Origin of the sequence: Bacillus sp. SD088 (genome assembly GCF_017355205.1) — a bacterium.
Taxonomy (GTDB): domain Bacteria; phylum Bacillota; class Bacilli; order Bacillales; family Bacillaceae_C; genus Lederbergia.
This window is the reverse complement of sequence record NZ_JADIJK010000001.1, coordinates 270779-296849: the sequence shown is the minus strand read 5'-3', so window position 1 is coordinate 296849 and position 26071 is coordinate 270779. Positions and strand designations below refer to the sequence as shown.

Below are 26071 nucleotides of genomic sequence, written 5' to 3'. Positions count from 1 at the left end.
ATATGGAAATTAAACAAGCAAAGACGGATCGGATTTTTGATATTTGTAATAAAATCCTAGTTTGGTTTTTCATTATCATTATAATGTATCCGCTTATATACATTGTAAGTGCCTCTATCAGTGACCCTTCTTTTGTAAACTCAGGCCAAATGTGGTTATGGCCAAAAGGGATTACTTTTGAAGGCTTTCAGCGTGTATTTCAAAATACCGACATTTGGATCGGGTATCGCAACACCATTTTCTATACATTGCTAGGCACCTTTATTAATTTAGCCGTTACATTACCGGCAGCATATGCACTTTCTAGGCAAGAATTGATTGGAAAAAAGGTTATCATGGCATTGTTTGTGTTTACTATGTTTTTTGAAGGTGGGTTAATTCCTACTTACTTGCTTGTCAGGGATTTAAGCATGGTCAACACGATTTGGGCGTTAGTCATTCCGAGTGCAGCCGCGATGTGGAATATTATCGTCACTATGACTTTCTTTAAGGTGACAATTCCAAAAGGATTGGAAGAAGCGGCTGAAATGGATGGGGCTTCCCAATTCAGGACATTCTTTCAAATCGTTTTACCATTATCAGCACCAATTATTGCTGTAATGGCATTGTTTTATGGGGTTGGGCATTGGAATCAATATTTTGGTGCAATGATCTACCTTTCTGATGAAAAGTTATTTCCATTGCAATTATTTTTAAGGAAGATTTTGATTCAGCAACAAATGACGGCAGATATGATGATGCAAAGTGGGAGTGCAGAAGCCTTAAGTGAGCATGCAAGGATTGCAGATATTATTAAATACGCTGTCATGATTGTATCAGCTGCTCCATTATTAATCGTGTATCCTTTCCTACAACGTTTTTTCTTAAAAGGTGTTCTAATAGGCTCCATAAAAGGATAACGAAGGGGGTGAACGAATACATTTCAAAAGCTGCCATCAGTGTGTGGGGCTTATGGACGATATAGCACACTGAGATAAATTATTACGGGGGGAAATTGAATGAAGAAAAAGGCATTATTTTTCCTGACGGTACTTTTAATTAGTACGGTCTTCATAGTAGGGTGTGCCAAAAATGAAACAAAGAAGGATGCGGACAACGACGAAAATTTCAATGAAACAGGTTATCCCATTGTTAAGGAACCTATTACACTAACGATGATGGGGCAAAGTTCACCTGTTCAACCTGACTGGAAAGACATGGGTTTTTTCAAAGAAATGAATGAGATGACGAATATTGATTTTGAATTTAAAACCTCGCCTGCAGATGATTATAAACAAAAGAAACAGCTGGCCTTTGCTAGTATGGAATTACCAGATGTATTTTATGGAGCTGAGTTGACTTCAGCGGAAGAAGTGAGTTATGGAACTCAAGAAATGTTAATTCCGTTAGAGGATTTGATTGATCAATACGCTCCAAACTTAAAAAAGGTGATGGAGGAGCATCCAGATATTAAGCCATCGATTACGGCACCTGATGGACATATTTATGCATTGCCTGGATTGGACACAACAACCCAATCGAAAACGCCGATTATGTGGATGAATCAACCATGGATGAAGGAGATTGACGCGAAAACTCCAGAGACAGTTGATGATTTATACAAACTGTTAAAGGATTTTAAAGAAAAAGATCCTGGGGATGTAGGAGAAGCTATTCCATTAACGGCCAATTCACCAGCAGATCTGCGGGTTGGAATTCTTCCTAACTTTGGTGTTATCCAGACAGATGGGATTTTTCAAAAAGATGGTAAGGTCGATTATGCATTTACACAAGAAGGGTTTAAAGAATATATCAGCTTTATGAATAAGCTGTATAACGAAAAATTATTAGATAATGATATGTTTTCCCATACATGGGAGCAATTTGTTGCAAAAGGCCCTAAGGTGGGCATCTACTCGACGTGGCCGATTGTGATGCTTGGATTTGAGGATCCTTCGGAAGCGTTGAAGTATCCACCATTACCTCCATTGACAAGTGCGGTCAATGATAAAAAACTTACGATTGAAATGCCGGAAGTTCGCAGGGGAAGAGCAGCGATTACAAGTGAGAATAAATATCCTGAGGCGACAATGCGCTGGTTGGATTATGCATACTCAGAGGAAGGTTCCATTCTTTCAAGACTTGGGATTGAGGGCGAATCTTATGAATGGAATGAGGATAAAACAAAATGGACGTTATTATCAAAGGACGGTTTAAGTACAACGGAAACAAACTCTCAATATGCTCCTGGGGTAGGAACGAATGTCCCAATGGTGTTAAGCGAAGAAATCTTTGGTAAGGAAGACAATCCAACGATTCACGAAATTAATAAAAATCTGGCAAATGAACTTTTGCCTCATGCTGAAATGCCGTATCCGCTTGTATATTTTACGGAAGACGAGCAGGACAGGATCAATACATTAAAGCCAGATATTGATACGTATTTTGAACAGATGGAGGCAAAATTCATCACTGGGGCAGAATCGATTGAAACGGGCTGGGATAAATATATCGAAACACTTGAAGGACTAGGCATCGATGAGTATGTAAAAATTCATCAAGATGCATACGATCGTTGGGCAGAAGAGAAGTAAGGACCGCTCAACTATGTTCTATGGGACTTAAAAGGAGGAAATGAATGATGTTGACATACCGACATTATCAATCAGGTGATGAAAAAGGGATTGTAAAATTATGGAATGAAAGTTTATGGAAAGATCCTATCACCCCCAAACGCTTTCGCAATCTCGTACTCTTGGATGCAAATTTTGATCCAAAAGGCATGTTGCTAGCATTTGAAAATGATCAATTAATTGGATGCGTATATACTGTAAGGAGATTACTGCCAATGTTTGGCACTGATTTGGAAGCAGATAATGGCTGGATCCCATTCTTTTTTGTCGATAAGGATTCTCGTAAATCCGGTGTGGGGACAAAGTTGATGGAAGAGGCTTTTAACTTTTTGAAAAAAAACGAGCGGAAAACTGTATTTTTCGCTTCTTATGCACCGAACTACATTATGCCTGGTATTGATGAAGAGGCTTACCCTGAGGCGTATCAGTTTTTGCAAGCAGAAGGATTTACGAAACTGTATTCCCCGGTTGCGATGGATCGCAATCTCGTTGATTTTAAAATCTCAGAAAATATCAAAGAGCTTATTAAACAAAGAGAGAATGAAGGCTATTCCTTTTCGCTTGCTGAAGATAAAGACTTGTATGAAGTCATTCAGTTTGCAAACTTGAAGTTCAATCCAGATTGGGGGCGTGCAATCAGAGAAGGTGTCTTGCAAGGTCTACCAATGGAACATATCCTTGTTGCTAGAAATGGCGAAAAAGTAGTAGGATTTTGTATTTTTGGTGGCTATGAAGGTGTGCCAGATCGATTTGGTCCATTTGGCGTGGATCCAGATGAACAAGGAAAAGGGCTGGGGAAAATACTCTTAAATCTGTGTTTAAAACAAATGAAAGCGCAAAGCTTGCATGGTGCTTGGTTCCTTTGGACTGGAGAGAAAAGCGCAGCCGGTTATCTTTATAAGAAAACAGGATTCGAAATCACTCGTACCTTTCATGTTATGAAAAAAGATATTAACTAAACTCTTATTTATATTATCTTAAGGAGGAAACATTTATGAAACTAGCGTTAGTAGGAGCCCATTGTGGAGATGTAGAACTGCAGGCGGGTGCAATTGCCCATAAGTATGCAAAGGCGGGTCATGAAGTTACTTTTGTTCATTTAACAGCAGGAGAAAAGGGAAATCCACCTCATATTTCGGTTGAAGAATACCGTAAACAAAAAATAAAAGAATCTGAAAAGGTTGCGGAAATTCTTGGGGTACAGACGATCACACTGGATTATAAGGACGCAGAGCTTACTTTTAATGACGAGATTGTGACACATGTGGCAACCTTATTAAGAAAGATCAAACCGAATGTAGTGATTACCCATTGGGAAAATAGCATCCATTCCGATCATTCTCTTTGTTATAAAATTGTCCAAGCAGCACAATTAAAAGCTGGCCTTCCCGGGTTTGACCTTGATGGATTAGCCCCCCATTATTACGGAATTTATCACAGTGAGAATTGGGAAGATATGGAGGGATATGTACCTGATATTTATGTCGATGTTTCAGAGGAATTCGACACTTATTTAGAAGCGCTGACTCACTATTGGTTTATTATGAATTCCTCCTCTTTCCGCTATCATGATTATTACAAAGCATTAGGAACAGTACGAGGGTGTGTCAATCGGACACAGTATGCGCAAACGCTAAAATTCCCTACTGGGTCTAACGTTCGAAAAGGTGGCAGTATCCCAGGATATGAACTTTAAGAATAGGATTAAGCAAAAGAGGATGGTGAGAGAATGAAAATCGGCTTAGATGTATTTTTAGAAAAAGAATATCAAGCTTTTAAAGAGAAGCGAATGGGCTTATTAACGAATTTAACAGGAGTAAATGAGAAGCTTGTTCCTGCCATTGACTTGTTTCATGACCACCAAGACATTCAGTTGACGGCTTTGTATGGCCCTGAACATGGGATACGTGGAGATGCAAAAGAAGGAGAAGAAGTAGAATCCTCCATCGATCCATACACAGGTCTACCTGTATACAGCTTATACGGGGCATCGAAAAAGCCAAGTAAGGAGATGCTTGACCCTGTCGATGTTATTGTATTTGATCTCCAAGATATTGGGTCAAGGTATTACACATATATTTACTCGATGGCCTATGTCATGGAAGCGTGTGCTGAATATGGTAATGAATTTGTTGTTCTCGATCGTCCGAATCCTATTTCAGGTACTTCCATTGAAGGGAATTTAGTGGAGGAAGATGTGCGCTCATTTGTTGGACTTTATCCTATACCGAATCGACATGGGCTAACGGTCGGTGAAATCGCACAATTTTATAAGCATGAAATGGGGATTGATTGTGAAGTAACTGTTATAGAAATGGAAGGATGGAAGAGGCAATTTTACTATGATGAAACCGACTTATTTTGGGTGCCATCTTCACCGAATACAACTGGACTTGATATGACAATTCTTTATCCAGGTACATGCTTAATTGAGGGAACCAATATCTCGGAAGGAAGAGGCACAACAAAGCCGTTTGAATATATAGGAGCTCCTTATATTGATGGTTATCAATTGGCAAAAGCCTTCAATCAGAAACAACTACCAGGTGTTTTAGCTCGTCCAGTTTCCTATGTACCGAATGTACAAAAATATCAAGGCGAAGTTTGTGAAGGGGTACAATTGCATATCGTTGATCGTAAATCCCTATTTTCTTTGCAAGCAGGCTTAACGATTATAGAGCTGATTGCGGAAATGTATCCACATGATTTTCAATTCAGACATCAAAATGGTAAGTGTTTTTTCGATCTACTAGCTGGAACCAAAAAGCTGCGTGATATTATTATGCAGGGGAAAACAAAAGAGTTTCTCGAAGGATGCCAAGTTCAAGTAGAACAGTTCCAAAAGCAAAGAGAACCATATCTTCTGTATAAATAAGAACTTTCATCTGGTGGGGGAACGGGGGGAGACACTCAAGCAAATCGTAGTTGCCAGAAAAGGAGAGAAAATGGTAGGATCTTGTATATACAGTCTTTGCGAGGAAAAAAATTGAGTTAGGGTTGAATGCCATGTCATATGCAACAGGTGGATTAGTAATGCTTTCTGAAATGCTTGCAAAATTGCCCCCTTCAGAAAGAAAAATTGCTTCATATATGTTGGAAAATCCTAGAGAGTCCATTTCTTTGACAGCAAGTGAATTAGGGAAGAGGAGTTCTACTAGTAGTGCAGCGGTGATTCGGTTATGTAAATCCCTCGATTTAACAGGATTACAAGAATTAAAGTTACGCATAGCTGGAGATTTACAGAAAGAGCCAACTTCAGAATTCCGGGACATCGAACCGAATGAATCTATGTACTCAATTATTGAAAAAATGACATCAAATAGTATCCAAACACTAAAAGAAACAGCTGAACTGTTAAGTCCAGAAGAACTATCTAAAGCAATCAAAGCCATTGAGAACGCATCGACAATTCATCTTTTTGGTGTAGGTGCTTCCTTTATAAGTGCAGAGGATGCTCAACAGAAATTTCTAAGGATTAATAAAAATGCTCTTGCTTTTAATGATCTGCATATGGCCGCTACCGTTGTAGCCAATGCGGGAAAAAACGATGTTGTCATAGGTATTTCTTTTTCAGGTGGTACCCATGAAGTGGCAAAAATTCTTGAATTGGCAAATAAACAAGGGGCAACAACCATTAGTTTGACAAAATATGGTTCATCGATTGTCTCAGAACAGGCAGATATACGCCTGTACATTTCAGCAACAAAGGAGCCTACTTTTCGAAGTGGCGCTACCTCATCTCGAATTGCCCAGCTCCATGCAATCGATATCTTATTTATGTGTGTCGCTTCCCAGCAATATAAAGAAGCGATCGCCTCTATTGATGAAACAAGGGAAGCAATTGATTTTATAAAAAAAGGTCAACCATCCCGCACGCGGAAGAGAGAAGAATAAAGGCATCACTGGAAAGCACAAAGTCAAAACGGATCTTGGTGTTGAACCTATCGCTAGTGTCTAACCTCTCGAGACCCAATAACCTCAAATCTGAGAAGAAATAGATCGCCCTTCGCAGATTTGGGGTTATTTGCATATCAAGAAAGCACAAAAGTTGGTTTGTAGAGAGGGCTATAAGCACAAAATCAGATCGAAACGCGGAAAAGTGATACATAGGAGGGTTCTATGGACACAAAACTAGGTTGAAACGCGAAAAAATGGTACATAGAGGGGTTCTATGAACACAAAATCAGATTGAAATGCAGAAAACTGGTGCGTAGAGAGTTCTACAAACACAAAATCAGGTTGAAACGCGGAAAACTGGTACGTAGAGGGTTCTACGCGCACAAAATCAGGATGAAAAGCAGGAAACTGGTACGTAGAAGGTTCTATGGACACAAATCAGGATGAAATGAAGAAAAGGAGTTCATGGATTAGATTTCAGTACCAAACAAACTTTGCTTTCTCAAATTACGTAACTCATCATTTATTCGTTTCCCAAGTCTCTAACTAAGGACAGTGGAGAACGGGGCTCGCAGCAGTGAAGTCCAATGGCGTGTTTTACGAGGTTGTGTCCTTTACTGAGTCACAATAGTTTGATAATCACCTTCTGTTTTTTCCCTATGATCTATCACTAATTTGTCGGCTGATGGGAAAAAGTTCTAAGGTGAATGTCAGAATTACATTTTATTGCATAGGCTAGAGTGGAGGAAGCTCATCAGAAGGAGATGATGAAATGAGCGGAAATATTTTGCGCTATTTTGCAGGAGGGAATACAGCCAAGGGTTTCTACAGTCTATACGATTCAAATTTGGCGAATGTCGAGAGGGTTTTATTATTGACTGGGAAATCACAAAATGAAAAATCGGCGATAATGGAACAGCTTGTAAATAAATGGAAAGATCAAGCAAGTTTGATTGAGATCATTCACCGAGCAAACCATCCTGATCAGGTCGAAGGTTTTATTATTCGTGAGGAAGGCTTTGCGATAATTGATGCAGATCCGCCTCGTATAATAGGTGAAGAGTGTGTTGGGCCTCAATGGGAAACCATTGATCTTGAGCAAGAAGAGAGTACATTAAAATTAGAAGAGAACCAAGAAATAATAGATTCCTTACAAGAAAAAATAAGTGAACAATATGCAAAAACATATGCGGCATATGAAAAAGCCCTTCGTATACATGATGATTGGGAAGACATTTACATTGGAAAAATGGACTTCACTAAAGCTAATCAAGTAACAAAAGATCTTCTAACCACTCTATTTCAAGATGCGAAAAATACAACCACTAAAAAAACGACGATATTACGGCGTTTCTTAGGAGCAGCAACACCAGTAGGAGCTGTTGATTTTGTAGATAATATTACCGCAGGTTTGCAAAAACGCTATTTTCTGAAAGGAAGAGCGGGAACAGGAAAATCAACTTTACTAAAAAAAGTTGTCGCAGAAGCTGAAAACCGTGGGTATGATATAGAGATTTATCAATGTGGGTTTGATCCAGAAAGCCTTGATATGGTCTTGATTCGGGAACTAAGTTGGGCGGTTTTTGATAGTACGGCCCCGCATGAATATTTTCCTGATCGTCCCGGAGACTCCATTATTGATATGTATGAGCTTACGATCGCACCGGGAACAGATGAGACTTTTGCAGGGGAAATTGCCCATATTGAAGGAAAGTATCGGGAACAAATGCAGCGAGGGAAAAGTCACTTGGCAGAAGCAAAGGAATTACAAGATCAGTTAGAAGATTTATATGCCAAATGCATCGATCGTTCACGCAGCAATAATATTTACCACGAATTAGAACAAACTCTATCATTATAGTGAAATGGAAAAGGGGCGTTTTGACTATGCAACAGAGTCAAAACGCCCTTATTTTGTATTCAACCTCTCTGCCACCGAAGTCCCCACTGATGACAGTATCGCTTTATACAAAGCATTACTGTATTAATAATAACAAGTCTTCAGTTGCATCAGCAATTTGCTCCTCTTTTAAATCATGTAAATCAACACTGACAATATAGTGTACATCATCGATTGTCGCAATATGCAAGCTGATATCTTGAAAGTGATAACCAAAATAAAGGGAAATCTTCTCCTCTATCTTTTTTGTCCATTTTATCCCGCATTAACGGGCAGTAATACCCCCACTCTCAAGGCTTTAGAGAATACGGAGAAGCATAGGTGGGGGATATACTGCCGTAAAAGCCCGATTGGTTCAACTAACAATCAGTGGGAGATGAAAGCAGACTAAGTACGCGACATCCTGTCGCAACGTCTGCACTAGCACGTCCTGTGCGTCGAAAAACCCCCACTGATTGAAGGTTCACTTTATAAATGGAGTAGGGATTATAATAAATGCCTTACCATACCTGTTGTTCAAAAAGGAATATTTTCTAATTAGCTGGTTTAGAAATAAACTTGACTTGATTGGAATCCTTTTGGTTGTGCTTATTTTTTTAGATTGGAGATATCCAGATTTTGGCTTTTTTGTTATTAGAATTTCTTGTTGTTCCAAGTAATTAATAATATGGATATATGAATCATCCAAAAGTTTATTCTCATAATTATAATCAAATTCTTGCAAAATTGTCTTTTTCAAATTGAATAATTCTAAAAAGAACTCTCCATTTTCCTGCTTTGTTAAGTGCACTTCTTCAAACAGTTGCTCAAAATAGCCGAAATCAAATTGAGCAGCTTCTTTTTCATTCATAAGGTAGCTTATATTGAAATGATAAACATAGTCACTTCTGTTAATATTGTATCTTTGCTGTAAGTACAATTGAAACATATCGTTTAACAGCAAGGGTTTGTAATCTTTCACCATTATATCTCTCCTCGTGTAATATGTTCTGGAGGCTAGGATATCTCATTTTCAGTGTGTGAGCGTGTTTTCCGATATTGACTGGGTGTTAAGCCCGTATGCTTTTTAAACATCCTGTTAAATGAATTCAGGTTTTGGTAGCCTACTTTACGAGCAATTTCGTTGATCCTCCAATCAGTCTCCACTAAATGAATCATCGCCTTTTCGATCCGAACTTGATTGACATAATCTAAAAAATTAATTGCCGTTTTTTCTTTAAAATAGGTGGATAAATATCCGCCGGAGATATTCATTTGCTTTGCTACGGTGTCTAAGGTTAACTCACTGGCATAATTTATTTGAATATAGTTTTTGACACTCGCGATTACATCATGTTGTTCATTCTTAGATTGTTTTATTTGATCGCAGGCCTCATGGATAAGTTGATGAAAATAGTCTTTTAATTTCTGCACAGAATAGATAAATGAATCCTCTTTTGCACGTAAAGCATCTGCATGAAGATGAAGACTTTGTATAATTTGAATGGTTTCTTGAAAAACCGCTTCTTTAAACATCATATAACTAACCGTTGGGGCTGCTTTTTTCTCCATCTTTTCAATCATCTGATCTAGTAAACGCGTGACCTCCTCAGCATTCCCTTCCATCAAATGGGTATGAAGTTGCTTTCTATAGGAAGGTGATGGGGAATAATCTTTTGGAAGTTGCCCCGTTTCATAGCAAAGGGTGGTTTCACTATAGAATGGGCGATATTTAGAAACCTCTTGCACCTTTTCATAGGCAGTGGTAAGCTCGGCTGCTTGAGTATGAAGTGAACTCACTGTCATCGTAAGGAAATAATAATCTTTGTCTCCTTGAGCAGCCTGCTGAATAGTCTCCAATATCTCACTTAGCCTATTTTCATGCTCATAAAAATAAATAATCGAAAGAATCTCATTTCTTTCAATTTGAAAGGTGTAGACAGACTTTTGAAAAGCATTTGTCATCATGATCTTTACATATTCCATTAAGTGTTGAATCGTCTTATCCTCATCTAGCTTTTCCTTGAAAAACCGTTCCTTAAAGGTTGGTTGTATAAGGACAATGCGATAAGGTTGTTTCTTTTCTTCGAGCTCCTTCAATTCTTGAAAATCCGCGTGCATTTTTTTCATCATATTAATATAGGCATAATACCGAAGTAATGTTCTTTTTTCTGTTAAGTCCTCGTGTATTTCTTTATTGGCCTCTAATAATAACTGGACATGCTCCTGAATAAGCTCAAACTCGTTTATATGTTTTAACGATAAACTGCTTTCATTTGATGGTTTCATTAATTCAAAGATTCGCCTTACTGGATTATTAAACTTTTTGGTAAAGAAGTAAGAGACACTAATCGCGATCAGTAAAGTCACAAATAAAATGATCGTTAATGTAATATTCATCTTTGATATATGAGAGAGAATATTTGCCGCAGGTATGACGTTCACATAGGTGAACTCATGCTCCAAACCTTTCGAATAAAAATAATAGTTCTTGTCCGTTTTAACCCAATCCTTGTCAGCTGGAAGGGAGGGAATGGACCCATCTTGAATGGATGAAGAAGTAAATAAAGGGACCCCTTCATCATCAAGAATAAGGAAATGATGATTGATCGATTGGTGGAAGTCATCAATCATTCTGTCAATGTCTAGGAAGCCAATCATAATGATATCTGGCATCAGCTTGTTTTTTACAACGATCGGCATAACGTTTTTGCTTTTACGAAAAACGGGATCATCCTTTGTAAAAGTAGCAGTCTGATAAAATTTAGTCCCATTTAAATCCTTGAACTGTGTTTTCCAGAATTCATAAGGATAGGCATCACTAGAATAGAAGTCAGCAAAGACTTTATTAGGTGAGGCTCCCCGGTCTTGGCCAAATACCATGTTATGATTCCGGTCCCATAATAATAGATTGTCAAAGTATAATGAGTCATCTGTTTGGAGATTGAATAAATCCTTAATTATTTGGTTGGCCGCTGCGTAGTCTAAATCCTCGTTAGACAATGCTTTTAAATCATCTTGTAAATAAAAGCGGGTCATGCTGTTGTACGCTTTATTAAAATGATGTTCAAAGTCTTTTGTGGTGCGAATTAAATTATTCGTATTATAGACAATGATTTCCTGTTGAATCGCTCTCTTAAAATAACTAAAAGAGAGAAGCGTAAAGGAGATAAATAATAATATGACCACCATAAAGCTGGAGAATAATTTAAAAAAGATAGACTTTCTATTAAACCTCTGCAAGTAACGTTGCAATAGCGTTTCCCCCTATACTAGTCAATTTTACATAAACTTCACTATTTTTCAGATATATAGAAATGCGTGAACCTTTCTAAAAAGAGCCGATTGACGAAAGCTCGTCCTAATCATTACTATTTGTGTAAATATTCGACAAGCTTTTGAAAATTGTCGAAATTGAAAGATCAAATGCTCAACCAATTAAAAAGGAAGTGACATAAGTAAATGGAGAGTATTGAAAAAACAAGCTCAGAATCAATCGCCAAGCCTGAATTTATGGGAAGGCCACCTCAAAAAAACGTTTGGAAAAGAATCTGGAAAGAACGGTACCTCACCTTGCTCCTTCTTCCAGGCCTCATTTATTTTATCGTGTATAAGTATATACCGATGGCTGGAAATATCATAGCCTTTCAAGATTATAGTGCCTTTAAGGGTTTTTGGGATAGTGAGTGGGTAGGCTTACAGCATTTTAAAACGATCTTTGCTGATAAAGAAGTGATACGGGTCCTATGGAATACAATCTATCTATCATTCCTACAAATTGTTTTTGCATTTCCCATCTCTATTGTTTTGGCTTTGATGCTGAATGAAGTTCGAAGTAGTGTTTTTAAAAGGGTTGTACAATCCATCGTCTATCTCCCCCATTTTTTATCCTGGGTTGTCGTGATCGGAATTGTAACCGTTGTACTAAAGTCAAATGGTATTGTGAATTCCTTTTTAGGAAGCGTTTTCGGTATGGAGCCGATCGGATTTTTGCAAGAACCAGCTTGGTTTATGCCGCTTATTGTATTAGAGGTGATTTGGAAGGAGTCTGGCTGGGGGACGATTATTTTCTTAGCTGCTTTATCAGGCATAAGCCCAACATTATATGAGGCCGCATCTGTTGATGGAGCAGGGCGATTACGGAAAATCTGGCATATTACATTACCGGCACTAAAAAGTACGATCATTATTTTGCTTATTTTACGACTGGGCAGTGTGTTGGATGTTGGATTTGAACAAATCTATCTTATGCTTACTCCATTCACAATGGAAGTAGGAAATGTTTTAGATACGTTTGTGTATTATAAGGGGATTCAAAACTCTGACTTTAGCTTTGCTACAGCAGTTGGTTTATTTAAATCGGTTGTTGGCTTTATTCTTATCGTTGGTGCCAACCGTCTAGCGAAGCGATTTGGTGAAGAAGGCGTTTACTAGAAAGGAAGTGATTACATGGAAGATCGTACACTATTAAGCAGAATTGGCGACGGGATAAACATCTTTTTCCTTATTCTCATTGCAGCAGCCATGCTATTTCCGTTTTATTATATGTTTGTTGTGTCATTTGCCACTTATGAAGAGTTTGTCAATACAGATTTATTACTTTTTCCAAAAGAATGGGTGTTAGATGCCTACGAATATATTTTGAGCTCGAAGGAATTTATGCGCTCTTTATGGGTGACCATTTATGTGACTGTCATTGGTACCTTTGTAAGCTTATTGATTACAGCCATGATGGCTTATGCCCTTTCTCGGAATATATTGGGGCAGAAGGTTTATTTGTTTCTAATTCTCTTTACCTTTGTGTTTAGTGCTGGAATGATTCCAAACTATATGATTGTTCAAGCCACGGGTTTAATGGATTCTTTATGGGCTTTAATTATTCCGACAGCGATCAATGCGTTTAATTTAATCGTGATGCGGCAGTTTTTCCTTAACTTACCGAATGACCTAACAGAGGCAGCAATTATTGATGGAGCCAATGATCTGCAAATTTTTATCAAGCTCATGCTGCCATTATCGAAGCCTGCTTTAGCTGCATTTGGATTATTCTATGCTGTTGGTTTGTGGAACTCATATTTTACGGCCTTACTTTATTTAAGTGAACCTGCTAAATGGACGGTACAAGTGGTATTAAGACAGATTGTGATTTTGAATCAAGCAAGTAATATTTTAGATCCTGCCATGAATGTAGGAGATGGAAAAAATCCTCCTCCAGCAGAAACTATTGGCATGGCAGCAATCTTAATTTCAACAATCCCAATACTATTAGTCTATCCATTTCTACAAAAACATTTTGCAAAAGGGGTGATGCTCGGATCAGTCAAAGAATAGTGCAAGGAAATGGATGACAATGAAAACATAAGGAGGAAGATGTGCATGAAAAAATATCTATTTATTTTCATTTCAGTATTGCTTTTAGCAGGTGTCTTAAGTGCTTGTTCATCAGGAAAAAAGGAAACGGGTTCTTCCGCAAGTAAAGATGGGGAAGTGGCGATTTCTTGGTTTGATGGTACATGGGAAAGACCAGTGCCTGAACCAGATAGTGAAGGTGTAAAAAAGTTAAATGAAAAGTTTGCTGTGAATTTCAAACCACAATACATTCCTTGGGATACATATGAAGAAAAATTATCTGTTAAAATGGCTTCCGGTGATATCCCTGATGTAGTAGGAACAGAAGGACCAGATGTGAATTTTATGAAATGGGCAGGTCAAGGGGCGTTCCTCCCGTTAAATGATTATATTGACAAGTATGAAAGACTTTCTGTCATTCCTGAGCAAGTATGGGATGCGGTAAGCTTAGACGGAAATATTTATGGTATTCCAGTGTGGTTTCCGCCAAATGGTGGCAAGAAACCACTTATTCGTCAAGACTGGTTAGATAATCTTGGGCTTGAGATGCCGACCAATTACGAAGAGCTAAAAGAGGTCGCGATCGCCTTTGCAACAGAGGACCCAGATGGGAATGGAAAAGATGATACAGTCGGACTTGGATTGGCGAAGGATATCGTGTACGATCCAGCGATGGGAACATATTGGAGTTCAAGCAGCTGGTATCATAAAAATGACGAGGGCCAATTAATTCCTGGGTGGATTTCTGAAGGGAATAAAGACAAAATTACCTTTTTACATGAGCTTTCTAAAGCGGGAGCGCTTGATAAGGATTGGGCAGTCAAACCTTATAGTGATGTTTTCAAAGATTTTAATGCCAATAAAGTAGGCATTTGGTATGAACAGCCTGGAATTGAAAAAGGAGCACAACCGATTAATTTAGATATTCCGACGCTGAGAAAGACCGCACCAGAAGCTGAAGTGGTGCCGATTCCAGCCTTTGAGGCACCTGATGGAAGTCGAGGAATTTCCTCTGCCTCTCCATTTTATCGAATGTGGTCCATAAGTGCAGATTTAAAAGATGATCCAGAAAAGGTTGAAAAAATATTGGAAATGATCGATTATATGCAAATATATGTAGCAGCTGAAGACCAGACGCCTGATAACGAATACTTTGACTGGAGCTGGGGTGGAGAAGGAAAAGGCTACGAAATAGTCGATGGTGTCCCGCAGAAAACAGAAGAGTATCCTAAATATGCTCCACTCGCTTATATTCCTAAAGAAAGTGGATGGACAGAAGACAATAAATCAATGGAAGAGTATGCTACACACTCGAAAGCTGAGGAAGCAAAGGAATTCAATAAAAAGTTAGTTGAGGTGTTAAACGAAACAGATCTATATGTAAGTCCAATGAATCGAATTCATTCTGATGTCTACAATAATAAAATGTCTGAATTAAATGAGTTTGCAACAAATGAATTAACAAAAATGATCGTAGGTCAAAGGCCGGTTGCTGATTGGGACCAATTTGTAGAGGAATATTTGGCACGTGGTGGACAAGAGGTCATTGATGATGTGAACACAATAATAGATGAAGCAGGTATCGAAGGAGAATGGGAAAAGGCAAATAAGGAATAAAGTGAAACTTCAATCAGTGGGGGTTTTCCTTCATCCCCCGCTGATTAGTAAGGATCAAAGGCTAAATTCGCAACATCCTGTTGCAACGCCTTTGTGACCTGCGTCCTGCAGGCCTGAACAAATCGGGCTTTTACTGGCTGTTGATCCCCCACTTACAATTCTATGTTTTTCCACGAATTCTTGAAATGGGGGTCTTACAGCCAGTTAATGCGGGATAAAAATACATCATTTAAGATACCCCTACCCAATAGGAAATCATCGAGGTAGGGGATCTTTGTTTCACAACTAAAACTTAAAAAACAAATATATATGTTCCCCTATTATTATTCTTCATAACATGTTAAAATAAACTAACTGGTAATGACCACGTGATGTGGTACAATGAAGGAGAATCATAATGCAGAAAGACAATCGATTGCCCTTATATTATCAATTAATGGATATCCTTGTAGGAAAGATTGAGTCAGGTGATTTAAAAGAACATGATCGCCTTCCGTCAGAGCGAGAACTATGCGAGATGTATGATGTTAGTCGTACAACGGTTAGGCAAGCTATGCAGGAGCTAGAGAAGGAACATTTCATTTATAAACAGCATGGAAAAGGGACGTTTGTTTCTCCAAAAATTATCGATCAAAGCCTGGTCAAGTTTTACAGCTTTACCGAAGAAATGAAAAAGATTAATAAAGTCCCCTCTACAAAAGTTTTGGCCTTTGAAAAGGTTGATTGTGAGGGGAAGTTGGCAATCAAGATGAGGTTGCCAGAAGGGGAGAAAATCTATAAAGTTACACGTCTTAGATTAGCAGATGATATCCCCATGCTTTATGAAATCTCTTATCTCCCAGTAAGTAAGTTCCCAGATTTACAAGAAGAAACATTGAAAAAACAACCTATGTATACCATTTTCCGCGATTTATATCATGTTCAATTAACGAAAGCGAATGAACGCTTCCGAGCAGTACCTACGACAAAGGAAGAAGCAGAGCTTTTGCAAATTAGCCAGGATGAGCCTAGTTTATTAATTGAAAGGCTCACCTTTGAACATGAGATGGTTGTAGAGTATACCTCTACGATCGCGAGAGGGGATAAATTTACCTACTCAGTAGAGCTAAACTAGCACTGAGTAGTGTTAGCATTATCTGGTCATGACAACATTACATGAGAGGAAGGATATAAATTGGGAAATTATTCTAAAGAAATACCCCACACGAGAAGGGAAATTGAACAGCAGCCAGAGCTATGGATAAAAACAGTCAAGCAAATGTCTGAGGAAAAGGAGAAAATGGAGCAATTTCTCCATGCCATTGAAAAAAAGCATTCACATGCACGTGTTATTTTTACAGGTGCGGGGACTAGCGCCTTTATTGGGGAAACTATTTATCCATATGTCAGGAGAGCGATCAGAAATAAGGGGTGGGAGTCTGAGGCTATTTCCACAACGAATTTAACTGCCAATCCGTATTTATTTTTAGATAAAGAGATTCCAACCATTATGGTTTCCTTTGCTCGTTCGGGCAACAGTCCAGAGAGTGTGGCTGCAGTGGAATTAGCAGAAAAGCTTGTCGATGAGTTCTATGAAATTACGATTACGTGTAATCAAGATGGAGCACTTGCGAAAAGGAAACAAGGGGAAGATCGCCAACTTGTTCTTATTCTTCCTGAAGAATCGAATGATAAGGGATTAGCGATGACAAGCAGTTATTCCACAATGGTTTTAACAGCTTTATATTTATTCAGTGAAGATAAAACGAGTTTTGCAGAGACGATATTGGATGTTTCTTCTGCAGGAAAAGGAATGCTACAGGAATGTGCCGACTTTATTCCGAGATTGCTAGAAACAAAGTTTTCTCGAATTGTTTATCTTGGTTCAGGTGTATTCGAAGGATTATCGAGGGAGTCAGCATTGAAGTTCTTAGAGTTAACTGGAGGACGCTTCCCAACGATGTTTGATACATCCTTAGGTTTTCGTCATGGTCCTAAGTCGATTTTAAGCTCTGGTACAATGGTAGTTGTTTATGTATCTAACCATCCTTATACAAGAAAATATGACCTTGATATTTTGAAGGAAATCTATTCGACGGAAGAAAGAGGAAAGCTTGTCGTTATTTCTGGGAAACAAGATGCTGAAGTGGAAGAATATAGCGATTATCAAATCACAATTCCTCTAGCTGATAAAGAAGATATTGCTCTTGCATTCCCGTATGTAATTTTCGCTCAGTTATTTGCTTATGAAACATCACTTCATAGTGGCATCTCACCAGATAATCCGTCCCCAACAGGTGTGATTAGTCGGGTTGTCCAAGGTGTTCAAATTTATCCTTTTGAGGGGGAAAACTAAGATGGTGAAGTCAACAATGAATCTTTTTCAACGAGCTCAAGAAGGGAAATATGCCGTCCCTGCTTTCAATGTTCATAATTTGGAGATTACAAAGGCTGTTTTAGAAACGGCTCAGGAAATGCAATCCCCAGTCCTTTTGGCCGCGACACCTGGAACGGTTAAATATGTGGGAGAGGAATTTTTGATTGGCATAATGGAAGCGGCGAGAAAGAAGTATAGCATCCCGTTTGAGCTTCATTTAGACCATCATGAAAATGTAGACGATATTAAGAGAATGATTGATATGGGTGTAGGATCTGTGATGATTGATGCAAGTCATCATCCCTTTGAAGAGAACATTGCTATTGTCAAAGATATTGTCGATTATGCTCGACCAAAGGGAGTTCTTGTTGAAGCAGAGCTTGGTCGTTTAAGTGGGATAGAAGATGATATGAGTGTAGATGAGAAGGATGCAATTTATACGAATCCGGACCAAGCGCAGGAATTTGTTGAACGCACCGGTATTGATACTTTGGCAGTGGCGATTGGAACTGCACATGGTTTATATAAGGGTGAACCTAAATTAGACTTGGAGCGTTTGGGAGAAATTCGTGAGGTAGTAGATATCCCACTTGTTCTTCATGGCGCTTCTGGCATCCCGGACGCCTTGGTCCATGAAACGATTGGTTTGGGCATTTGCAAAGTGAATGTCGCAACAGAATTAAAGAACGCCTATGTTGCTGGATTAAGAAACTATTTATCCGCTCATGCCACTGAAAACGACCCACGCAAATATTTTAGTGAAGCCATTGATGATCTAAAAAAAGTGGTTGAGAGTAAAATTCGAATGTGCCAAAGTGCACAGAAAGCGTAGGGTAAAAGCATGATTGTGACGGTCACCTTAAACCCAGCAGTAGATATTGCTTACAAGGTGAACCATTTCCAAATTGGTCATGGGCACCGTGTAGAGCCTGGAAGTAAAACAGCAGGTGGCAAGGGCCTCAATGTATCTCGTGTCTTAAAGAAATTAGGTGAAAGCCCTGTTTGTACTGGTTTTTTAGGTGGGAATAGTGGCGAGTGGATTGTTGATCAGCTTAGACAAGAAGAGCTGGATCATGCTTTTATCGAAATAAAAGGTGAGACAAGAACCTGTCTTGCGTTGCTAGATGAAGAAGCGGGGACACAAACAGAGTTAATGGAAAAGGGCCCAATTGTGTCAGAAGAGGAACAGGAAGAATTTGAGGAAGTTTTAAAAGAGCTGATGAGTGAAGCGGGGATGATTATTGCTTCGGGAAGCCTGGCCTCTGGTATTCCAGCTTCTTATTATCAGACAATATGTGAATGGGCCCATACGGCAAACATCCCTGTTTTATTAGATACAAGTGGGGATGCTCTCACAAAAGGGATTGAGGGGAAGCCATTCCTGATTAAGCCAAATAAAGAAGAACTCTGTAAATATATGAATCAAGCAGATTTAACGGTGAATGAGATGGTCGCTGCGGCTAAAAAAATATGTACCCAAGGTGTACAGTATGTCCTTGTATCACTTGGAAAAGAAGGAGCCCTTCTAGTAGGGGAGGATCTTTTTCTAAAGGCTGAGATCCCTACTGTCCAGGTTGTTAATGCTGTTGGCTCTGGTGACAGCATGGTGGCAGGAATGGCTTACGCTTTACAGAAGAAATATTCAATTGAAGATTGTCTGAAATGGGCCTGTGCATGTGGGACAGCCAATGCGATGGAGCAAGGGACAGGAACCGTCCATCCTCATATTGTGCAAGAATTAATGGAGAAAATCCAAATTATTCAAAAGGAAAAAGCGTAAAATCTTTTTCCTTTAAGAAATATGTAAGCCATTACTTGATCAAAGTAGGGTGAGTAAATAGAAGCCAGTGAACAAAATAAGTTCAAGTATAGGGGGAAAAAAACAGATGTTGCAATTTCAATTGACAGATTCATTGGAAAAGGTTTTTCCAAAAAAACAACCACGAGTGTGGGAGAAAAAAAGAATCAGCCTTTTTCAAAGGGAGCAATATTCTTTTCAAATAGCCTACCAATATGAGGGAGCAGAAGCCAAAGTGGTTCAACTCCAAGTAGAAGCTGGCGGAGTGGATATAACGCTTAGTCAGGTGAAAAAGGTACCTTCTGAACTACCAGCCTATCCGGATCGACATGATGACAATTATTTATCAATAGAACCAGGGTTATATCCTGACCTGCTAGAGCCGATTATAGACAATCAAATAGACTTAGAGACAGATGGTTGGAATGCGATATGGGTTGATATTCAGCCAGAACAGCAAACTTCGGGAAATCAAGCAGTCAAGCTCAAGGTGTTAGACGGAACAGACTTGCTTTATGAAGAAGAGGTGGATATATTTATTTATCCTTATGAACTTCCAAAGCAAACGTTGATCCACACGGAATGGTTTCATGCGGACTGCTTGGCTGATTATTATCAGGTAGACGTTTTCTCTGAGAAGCATTGGGAAGCGATCGAGAAGTTTATTCAAACTGCTGGAGAAAATGGTACCAATATGATCCTAACTCCTATCTTTACACCCCCGTTAGATACAGAAGTAGGGGGAGAAAGAACAACGATTCAATTAGTGCAAATGGAGTATGAAAATGGAACATATACATTTAATTTTTCTTTATTAAAAAGATGGATAGAAATATGTGAACGCCATCAAATTGAGTATCTGGAAATCGCTCATCTCTTTACACAATGGGGCGCCGAATTTACACCAAAGATTGTCGTAAAGGAAAATGGGGCATTAACGAAAAAGTTCGGTTGGCATGTGAAAGCTGATAGTGAAGAATATCGGGAGTTCCTCCATGCCTTTTTACCAGAACTAACATCATTTTTACAAGAGAATTGGCAACAGGATAAAGTCTATTTCCATATCTCAGATGAGCCAGGAGAAGCCCATCTTCCTATGTATGCAAAGGCCAAAGAGATTGTTGCACCTTATTTGAAAGATTTCCATATGATTGATGCTTTAAGTAATTATCAATTTTATGAGCAAGGCGTTGTCGCTAAGCCTGTTGTCGCCTCTAATCATATCGAGCCTTTTATAGAGCATCAGGTTCCGGGACTGTGGACGTATTATTGTTGTTCGCAAAATATCGATGTAAGTAACCGATTTATGGCCATGCCATCTGCACGAAATCGTATTATCGCGACACAATTATTTAAATATGATATCGAAGGATTTTTGCAATGGGGATATAACTTCTATAATAGTCAATTTTCTAAAAAGGCCATTAATCCTTATGAAGTGACGGATGCGGGAAAAGGATTTCCTTCAGGTGATGCCTTTCTTGTGTATCCGGGAGAAAATGGGGAGGCGTATCCTTCAATTCGTTTAAGAGTATTTTATCAAGCTTTGCAGGACTTACGAGCGTTCAAGTGGCTTGCAGAATTAGAAGGAAAAGAAGAAGTTCTTCGTAAAATAGAGAAGCAAGGTGAAATTAGTTTTAAAAAATATCCACAAGAGTCTAGCTATCTATTTGATTTACGTGAAGAAGTGAATCAATCAATTGGAAAAGCCTTAAATCGAGTGGAAAATGGAAGCTAAGCAGTGGCGTGGCGGCTGCCTATCTGGGCGTAATATATTTGTGAACTGCTTCCAAGCAGGAAGTTTTCATATAGTTTTAAGTGCAATTTTTTTAAAAAAGAGGAGTGAAAGGTATGAAACAGGTAAGAATGGGAATCATTGGAGCGGGGTTAAGAAGTGGAATTGCCAAAAATTGGCACGACCCTAATGGAGAATCAATTGTTGTAGCAGCAGCTGATGTGTCAGAAGAGAGATTGGAAAAGTTCAAGCAAGAAATTAATCCGGATGCATTTGTAACGACGGACTACCGAGAATTACTTAAGCAAGAGGATATTGATGCTGTCGCCGTTTTATCGCCTGACTTCTTACATGAAGAGCATGCTGTCGCCGCCTTGAAAGCAGGCAAGCATGTGTATTGCGAAAAGCCGCTGGCGATTACAGTGGAAGGCTGTGACCGGATTATTGAAACAGCCAATGAAACAGGAAAACATTTGATGGTTGGCTTTAATATGCGTTATATGAGCATGTTTCAAACAATGAAAGGCATTGTCGACTCCGGGGTGATCGGTGATATTAAAGCGGTGTGGGTACGTCATTTTGTTGGGTTTGGCGGTTATTTCTACTATCATGATTGGCACGGTTTGAGCCGAAATACGACCTCTTTGCTCTTGCAAAAAGGCTCTCATGATTTGGATGTGATTCATTGGATTACAGGAAAATATACAAAGAGAGTTTCAGCTTTCGGCAGCCTAGATTTCTTTGGGGGAGATAAGCCAAATACACTTACATGTCCAGAATGTGATATCAAGGACACTTGTACAGAGTATAGTCCCCATACATTGACGGAATGTGCTTTCCGTGAGGAAATTGATGTAGAAGATAATAATATGTTAATCATGGAGTTAGAAGGCGGCATTAAGGCTTCGTATTTACAGTGTCATTTTACTCCTGATTATCAACGAAACTATGTCTTTATTGGCACAAAAGGGAGAATGGAAAACTCCGAATTAGAAGGAAAAGTCTATGTAAAAACAAGAAAATCAAATTCTTGGAATGAACTTAGTGACCAAACCTATGACATTAAAAAAGAGCAAGGCAGTCATGGCGGGGCAGACCCTAAAATTACCAAAGACTTCATCAATTTAGTTTTACACGATCAACAACCATTAACCTCTCCTGTTGCAGGAAGAATGAGCGTGGCGGTAGGCTGCGCGGCAACGGAATCAATTCGTTCAGGTGGAAAGGTTATGGAAATTACAAAGAGCCCTGTTATTAACGAGTTATTAGAGGAAAGTAAATAACGGTAGACTTTTAGTGGAGGTGTATTATACCCTCCACTAGTTGCTTTGTTACTATGCGTGTGACAAAAGTGATCACTCTTGATTGCTAAGAAGAGCCTCCCTTTTTTTATAAAATAGCTTGTGCAATCCAGAGCTAACCGTTAAAATACTCTGTATTCATTCAATCTGGGGAGAGATAAACCAACTATGCATGAAAAAGCCGTGAATAAGAGTCCTGTCATTATTATCGCAATCATTACGGCGATTAGTATTCTTGGAAATGAAATGTTGTTAATTGTTATGCCCATTTATTGGGAGTTTTTTGGGTTAACCGCATTATGGCAGGTAGGAATTATTTTATCTATTAATCGGATTATTCGGATACCGATTAATTCCGTTGTGGGCTGGTGTTACCAAAGAATTAGCAAAAGGACTGGGGTACTGATCGCAGTAGTTCTGGCGATTATATCAACCTATTCATATGGGACCCTTAAAGGTTTTTGGCTTTTACTAATTATGCGAATCCTTTGGGGGATTTCTTGGTCTCTACTCCGTTTAGGCGGCTATTTAACCGTTCTTTCCTCGAGCAATCGACAAACGAGAGGACAATTAATCGGTCTTTACAATGGACTTTGGGGATTGGGGACACTTATTGGCATGTTAATTGGTGGTCTATTCGCCGACTTGATTGGTATCAAATGGATTACGACAGTTTTTGCTATACTGGGCGTCTTGACTCTACCCTTTGCAGTTCGATTTGTTCCAAATAGTTTAAGTGAAGTAGATACTAAGCGTCCCACAGATGGAAAAGTGTCGATTCTAAAAAATAAACAGCAACTAAAAATATTATTTAATGGGTTGCTAGTTGCTTTGATTGTTTACGGCATATTCTTTTCAACGATTAGCAAACTAATGGAATATCAAATGAATCAGAACTTTATCATTTTAGGCTTTTCTTTAGGAGCAGCAGCAGTTGCCGGAATTGTCCAATCCGTTAAATTGGGAACAGATCCCTTTACTGCCCCTTTAATCGGAAGATTGTCAGACGGAAAAATGGGGCGCATACCTATGCTTTTATTCGCTTATATCTTAGGCGCAATTCTCTTTGTATTTATACCGCTATCAATGCCGTTCCCGCTTTTTTTAATCCTAATCTTTGCTTTCCAATTAGTGGCAACTATTTTTATTACAACAAGTGATTCTCTCGCAGCAGACGCAGCGAACGGCCCAGCTTCCGTTAAAATGATGACTCACTATACATTGGTTGTGGATCTTGGTTCTGCCTTAGGACCATTAATTAGTTTTTTCGTGCTGGATTTTATTGGAATTAAATGGCTGTATTGGATTACCAGTCTGTTATTATTAGTCACCTTTATTTATTGGGTTATAACACTCCGTTATCAAAAAAGGTCGAAGGTGGCGGAAACGTTCTAATTGCCTATTTAACTAAACACTATAACCGCTCCTTTTCATTTTACCTATTGACATAAATGAAAAGGAGCGGTTATAGTGTAATAGCAGCTAAGTTTTCAGTATTTTTAAAAATGTAAGCGCTGTATAACCTTAATGTAAGATTATTAAGGAAACAACTCTACTAAAAAGGGGGATGCAATGGGAGAAAATTTTTTCGGATTATGTGGTCATGACATCATGTTGAGTTCCATAGGATAATTGTAGCCTTAAATGTTGCGAGAAAACTAGAAAGCAGAACGTTTCACCCTTCAATTACCCATAATATAGCATAAGGTTTATTATTGTATTTATTTCTTAGTCACAAAGCATCTCATTTCTAACTAAAATATGGCGTTTCTCCGCAGTGCAAGTGATGAACAGAAGGGTCTGCCAAAATAGAAAAGTCTTTCATTCTACAAATAGTACAAGTGAAGGACTGCAAGAATAGCTTCGATTGCTGATGATTCCAGATATTATGGCCTCAGTATTGGTATCAGTGAAATTTGATGGGCTGTTTATCGTAATTGTTATGAAGCGCTTACAAAATATTGATTTGAGAAAATGGTATCAGATCTTATTTTAAAGGAAGGGGATAGGGAAAAGAGTCGATCAACTGGTCATGAGGTCATGCTTAGTATAAAGGGAAGCTTTTAAAAGAAGCATAACCGATCATTATCGTTATACCAAGCTAGAAAATAAACTGGTGATGTATGGGGGATAGAACAATGAGGAAGAAAAATTATACCATCTTGTTTGTCACTGTAATTAGTTTATTATTGATATTCACGGCATGTTCGAATGATGCAAAAAGAGTTGCAGGCACAAGCAAAAAGGGGGATGACAACGATGATATTGAAAAAGTTGAGGAAGTAACCATAAGAGTAGCGATACCGTTAAGTGAAGAATACTTTGATGGAAGATTTGGCGAAGTTGATAAAAAGTTGGAAAATATTAAACTCGAGTACGTTCCTTATGGAAATTCAGCAGAATCTTTACAAGAATTTTTTTCGAAAAAACAGAGTCCCGACATTATTATTGGTGATTATCCACCCATCAAAGAGCTTGACATCGGTTATCCACTCGATGACCTAATTGAACAACATAATTTTGATTTGGATGCTCTCGATCCCTCGTTAGTTTCTTTTATGCGTTCATTGGATGATGAAGGCAGAATGGTAGGTTTCCCCGATGGAACGTCATTTTATGGACTTTACTACAATAAAGATGTTTTCGATAAATTTGGAAAGGAATACCCGGATCCTGATATTCCGATGACTTGGAATGAGCTGATGGAATTAGCCAAAGAAATGACAAGAGAATTGGGTGGCGATCAATATATTGGTCTTCAAGAAGGGCCTTCAGGTGCACTGGGTGAACTAGCTGCCCGAAGTACCAACCCTGATACAGGAGAAGTTTTAGTAGAAAATGACCCGGCGTTTAAGAAGTATTTTGATTTAATAGAAGCCTATTACAACATTCCTGACATAGATAGTCCTGATCTATCTGACAACCCATTTGTTGAAGAGAGGACAGCGGCGATGTATATCGGAACAAACAACTATTTTGCCTGGGGATGGGGGAATCCAGATCCGGAGATGATTAAAAATATTGATTTGGCACCAGTCCCAGTATGGGAAGATCAACCTAATACAACACCTGCAAAAAATGCATGGCCAATGGTCATCGCCGATTATAGTGAACATAAAGAAGAAGCCTTTCAAGTGTTGACAACCTATTTAGACTCCGAAATTCAAATCGGAATGGCTAAAACAATGATGTTACAAACGCCTTTAGTAGATCCCGAAGTGCTCAAATATTATGGTTCGGATGTCCCTACATATGAAGGGAAAAATATCGAAGCATACTTTTTTGGTGAAGCGGCTCAATATGAAGGTAGGCAAAGCAATTGGGATGATTATGTTGACATTGACGAAGCAGAACGAAAGATTAGGGAAGATAAAGTTGATGTTGTAACAGTTTTAAGAGAATTAGCGGAAGAGTCGGAAGGAAAAATTAAAAGCGCAATGGCGGAACAATAAACTATTTTATAACTTATGTGGTAGTGACATCATGTTAAGTAAAAAAGAGAATCATAATTTTCTATATTTAACTAC

20 protein-coding genes are annotated in these 26071 nt (G+C 38.7%); 18 read left to right on the top strand and 2 right to left on the bottom strand.

The window, feature by feature from the left end:
• The first annotated feature begins 2 nt into the window (after nt 1-2).
• The 7 genes from IPU53_RS01175 (at nt 3) to IPU53_RS01145 (ending at nt 8370) form a co-directional block, all read left to right on the top strand.
• Nucleotides 3-899, top strand: a complete 897-nt coding sequence (locus IPU53_RS01175) for a carbohydrate ABC transporter permease (RefSeq protein WP_242697980.1) — start codon at nt 3-5, stop codon at nt 897-899.
• 99 nt (nt 900-998) lie between these two features.
• Nucleotides 999-2573 (top strand): extracellular solute-binding protein, encoded by a 1575-nt coding sequence (locus IPU53_RS01170; protein ID WP_207446584.1) that lies wholly within the window; start codon nt 999-1001, stop codon nt 2571-2573.
• Nucleotides 2574-2620: 47 nt separating this feature from the next.
• Nucleotides 2621-3571, top strand: a complete 951-nt coding sequence (locus IPU53_RS01165) for a GNAT family N-acetyltransferase (protein ID WP_207446952.1) — start codon at nt 2621-2623, stop codon at nt 3569-3571.
• A 35-nt stretch (nt 3572-3606) separates the two neighbouring features.
• Nucleotides 3607-4308: a PIG-L deacetylase family protein gene (locus tag IPU53_RS01160; RefSeq protein WP_207446582.1), complete on the top strand. Its 702-nt coding sequence runs from the start codon at nt 3607-3609 to the stop codon at nt 4306-4308.
• A gap of 33 nt (nt 4309-4341) precedes the next feature.
• Nucleotides 4342-5487, top strand: a complete 1146-nt coding sequence (locus IPU53_RS01155) for an exo-beta-N-acetylmuramidase NamZ family protein (protein ID WP_207446575.1) — start codon at nt 4342-4344, stop codon at nt 5485-5487.
• Between the two features lie 131 nt (nt 5488-5618).
• Nucleotides 5619-6506, top strand: a complete 888-nt coding sequence (locus tag IPU53_RS01150; RefSeq protein ID WP_207446574.1) for a MurR/RpiR family transcriptional regulator — start codon at nt 5619-5621, stop codon at nt 6504-6506.
• Nucleotides 6507-7281: 775 nt separating this feature from the next.
• On the top strand, nt 7282-8370 hold the full coding sequence (locus IPU53_RS01145; RefSeq protein ID WP_207446573.1) for a hypothetical protein: 1089 nt from the start codon (nt 7282-7284) through the stop codon (nt 8368-8370).
• A gap of 502 nt (nt 8371-8872) precedes the next feature.
• Here the strand turns inward: IPU53_RS01145 and IPU53_RS01140 are convergent.
• Nucleotides 8873-9373 carry a hypothetical protein gene (locus IPU53_RS01140; RefSeq protein ID WP_207446572.1) on the bottom strand — a complete coding sequence of 167 codons (501 nt, stop codon included), beginning with the start codon at nt 9371-9373 and terminating at the stop codon, nt 8873-8875.
• 32 nt (nt 9374-9405) lie between these two features.
• Nucleotides 9406-11643, bottom strand: coding sequence for a helix-turn-helix domain-containing protein (locus IPU53_RS01135; protein WP_207446571.1), 2238 nt, complete (start codon nt 11641-11643; stop codon nt 9406-9408).
• Nucleotides 11644-11901: 258 nt separating this feature from the next.
• Between IPU53_RS01135 and IPU53_RS01130 the strand changes: the two genes are divergently transcribed.
• The 11 genes from IPU53_RS01130 to IPU53_RS01080 all read left to right on the top strand — a co-directional run bounded on the left by IPU53_RS01130 (nt 11902) and on the right by IPU53_RS01080 (nt 25996).
• On the top strand, nt 11902-12822 hold the full coding sequence (locus IPU53_RS01130; RefSeq protein ID WP_242697997.1) for an ABC transporter permease: 921 nt from the start codon (nt 11902-11904) through the stop codon (nt 12820-12822).
• A 15-nt stretch (nt 12823-12837) separates the two neighbouring features.
• Nucleotides 12838-13719, top strand: a complete 882-nt coding sequence (locus tag IPU53_RS01125; protein ID WP_207446567.1) for a carbohydrate ABC transporter permease — start codon at nt 12838-12840, stop codon at nt 13717-13719.
• Nucleotides 13720-13764: 45 nt separating this feature from the next.
• Nucleotides 13765-15354, top strand: a complete 1590-nt coding sequence (locus tag IPU53_RS01120; protein ID WP_207446565.1) for an extracellular solute-binding protein — start codon at nt 13765-13767, stop codon at nt 15352-15354.
• Nucleotides 15355-15751: 397 nt separating this feature from the next.
• Nucleotides 15752-16468 carry a GntR family transcriptional regulator gene (locus tag IPU53_RS01115; RefSeq protein ID WP_242697979.1) on the top strand — a complete coding sequence of 239 codons (717 nt, stop codon included), beginning with the start codon at nt 15752-15754 and terminating at the stop codon, nt 16466-16468.
• Between the two features lie 60 nt (nt 16469-16528).
• A complete protein-coding gene (locus IPU53_RS01110; RefSeq protein ID WP_207446563.1) occupies nt 16529-17689 on the top strand; it encodes an SIS domain-containing protein in 1161 nt (386 codons plus the stop codon).
• Nucleotide 17690: 1 nt separating this feature from the next.
• Complete coding sequence (gatY, locus tag IPU53_RS01105) at nt 17691-18542, top strand: tagatose-bisphosphate aldolase subunit GatY (protein WP_207446561.1); 852 nt, start codon at nt 17691-17693, stop codon at nt 18540-18542.
• 9 nt (nt 18543-18551) lie between these two features.
• Complete coding sequence (gene pfkB / locus IPU53_RS01100; protein WP_207446559.1) at nt 18552-19490, top strand: 1-phosphofructokinase; 939 nt, start codon at nt 18552-18554, stop codon at nt 19488-19490.
• Nucleotides 19491-19596: 106 nt separating this feature from the next.
• Complete coding sequence (locus IPU53_RS01095) at nt 19597-21246, top strand: DUF4091 domain-containing protein (RefSeq protein WP_207446557.1); 1650 nt, start codon at nt 19597-19599, stop codon at nt 21244-21246.
• Between the two features lie 113 nt (nt 21247-21359).
• On the top strand, nt 21360-22526 hold the full coding sequence (locus tag IPU53_RS01090) for a Gfo/Idh/MocA family protein (protein ID WP_207446555.1): 1167 nt from the start codon (nt 21360-21362) through the stop codon (nt 22524-22526).
• Nucleotides 22527-22712: 186 nt separating this feature from the next.
• Nucleotides 22713-23939 carry an MFS transporter gene (locus IPU53_RS01085; RefSeq protein ID WP_207446553.1) on the top strand — a complete coding sequence of 409 codons (1227 nt, stop codon included), beginning with the start codon at nt 22713-22715 and terminating at the stop codon, nt 23937-23939.
• Nucleotides 23940-24682: 743 nt separating this feature from the next.
• Complete coding sequence (locus IPU53_RS01080; RefSeq protein WP_207446551.1) at nt 24683-25996, top strand: ABC transporter substrate-binding protein; 1314 nt, start codon at nt 24683-24685, stop codon at nt 25994-25996.
• The last annotated feature ends 75 nt before the right edge of the window (nt 25997-26071 follow it).

Excerpts from the sequence above, each read along its gene's own strand:
- IPU53_RS01130 (WP_242697997.1), top strand. The coding sequence starts at position 11,902 with ATGGGAAGGCCACCTCAAAAAAACGTTTGGAAAAGAATCTGGAAAGAA.
- IPU53_RS01080 (WP_207446551.1), top strand. The coding sequence starts at position 24,683 with ATGAGGAAGAAAAATTATACCATCTTGTTTGTCACTGTAATTAGTTTA.
- IPU53_RS01145 (WP_207446573.1), top strand. The coding sequence starts at position 7,282 with ATGAGCGGAAATATTTTGCGCTATTTTGCAGGAGGGAATACAGCCAAG.
- IPU53_RS01115 (WP_242697979.1), top strand. The coding sequence starts at position 15,752 with ATGCAGAAAGACAATCGATTGCCCTTATATTATCAATTAATGGATATC.
- gatY (WP_207446561.1), top strand. The coding sequence starts at position 17,691 with ATGGTGAAGTCAACAATGAATCTTTTTCAACGAGCTCAAGAAGGGAAA.
- pfkB (WP_207446559.1), top strand. The coding sequence starts at position 18,552 with ATGATTGTGACGGTCACCTTAAACCCAGCAGTAGATATTGCTTACAAG.
- IPU53_RS01155 (WP_207446575.1), top strand. The coding sequence starts at position 4,342 with ATGAAAATCGGCTTAGATGTATTTTTAGAAAAAGAATATCAAGCTTTT.
- IPU53_RS01090 (WP_207446555.1), top strand. The coding sequence starts at position 21,360 with ATGAAACAGGTAAGAATGGGAATCATTGGAGCGGGGTTAAGAAGTGGA.
- IPU53_RS01160 (WP_207446582.1), top strand. The coding sequence starts at position 3,607 with ATGAAACTAGCGTTAGTAGGAGCCCATTGTGGAGATGTAGAACTGCAG.
- IPU53_RS01140 (WP_207446572.1), bottom strand. The coding sequence starts at position 9,373 with ATGGTGAAAGATTACAAACCCTTGCTGTTAAACGATATGTTTCAATTG.
- IPU53_RS01170 (WP_207446584.1), top strand. The coding sequence starts at position 999 with ATGAAGAAAAAGGCATTATTTTTCCTGACGGTACTTTTAATTAGTACG.
- IPU53_RS01125 (WP_207446567.1), top strand. The coding sequence starts at position 12,838 with ATGGAAGATCGTACACTATTAAGCAGAATTGGCGACGGGATAAACATC.
- IPU53_RS01150 (WP_207446574.1), top strand. The coding sequence starts at position 5,619 with ATGTCATATGCAACAGGTGGATTAGTAATGCTTTCTGAAATGCTTGCA.
- IPU53_RS01095 (WP_207446557.1), top strand. The coding sequence starts at position 19,597 with ATGTTGCAATTTCAATTGACAGATTCATTGGAAAAGGTTTTTCCAAAA.
- IPU53_RS01165 (WP_207446952.1), top strand. The coding sequence starts at position 2,621 with ATGTTGACATACCGACATTATCAATCAGGTGATGAAAAAGGGATTGTA.
- IPU53_RS01175 (WP_242697980.1), top strand. The coding sequence starts at position 3 with ATGGAAATTAAACAAGCAAAGACGGATCGGATTTTTGATATTTGTAAT.
- IPU53_RS01085 (WP_207446553.1), top strand. The coding sequence starts at position 22,713 with ATGCATGAAAAAGCCGTGAATAAGAGTCCTGTCATTATTATCGCAATC.
- IPU53_RS01120 (WP_207446565.1), top strand. The coding sequence starts at position 13,765 with ATGAAAAAATATCTATTTATTTTCATTTCAGTATTGCTTTTAGCAGGT.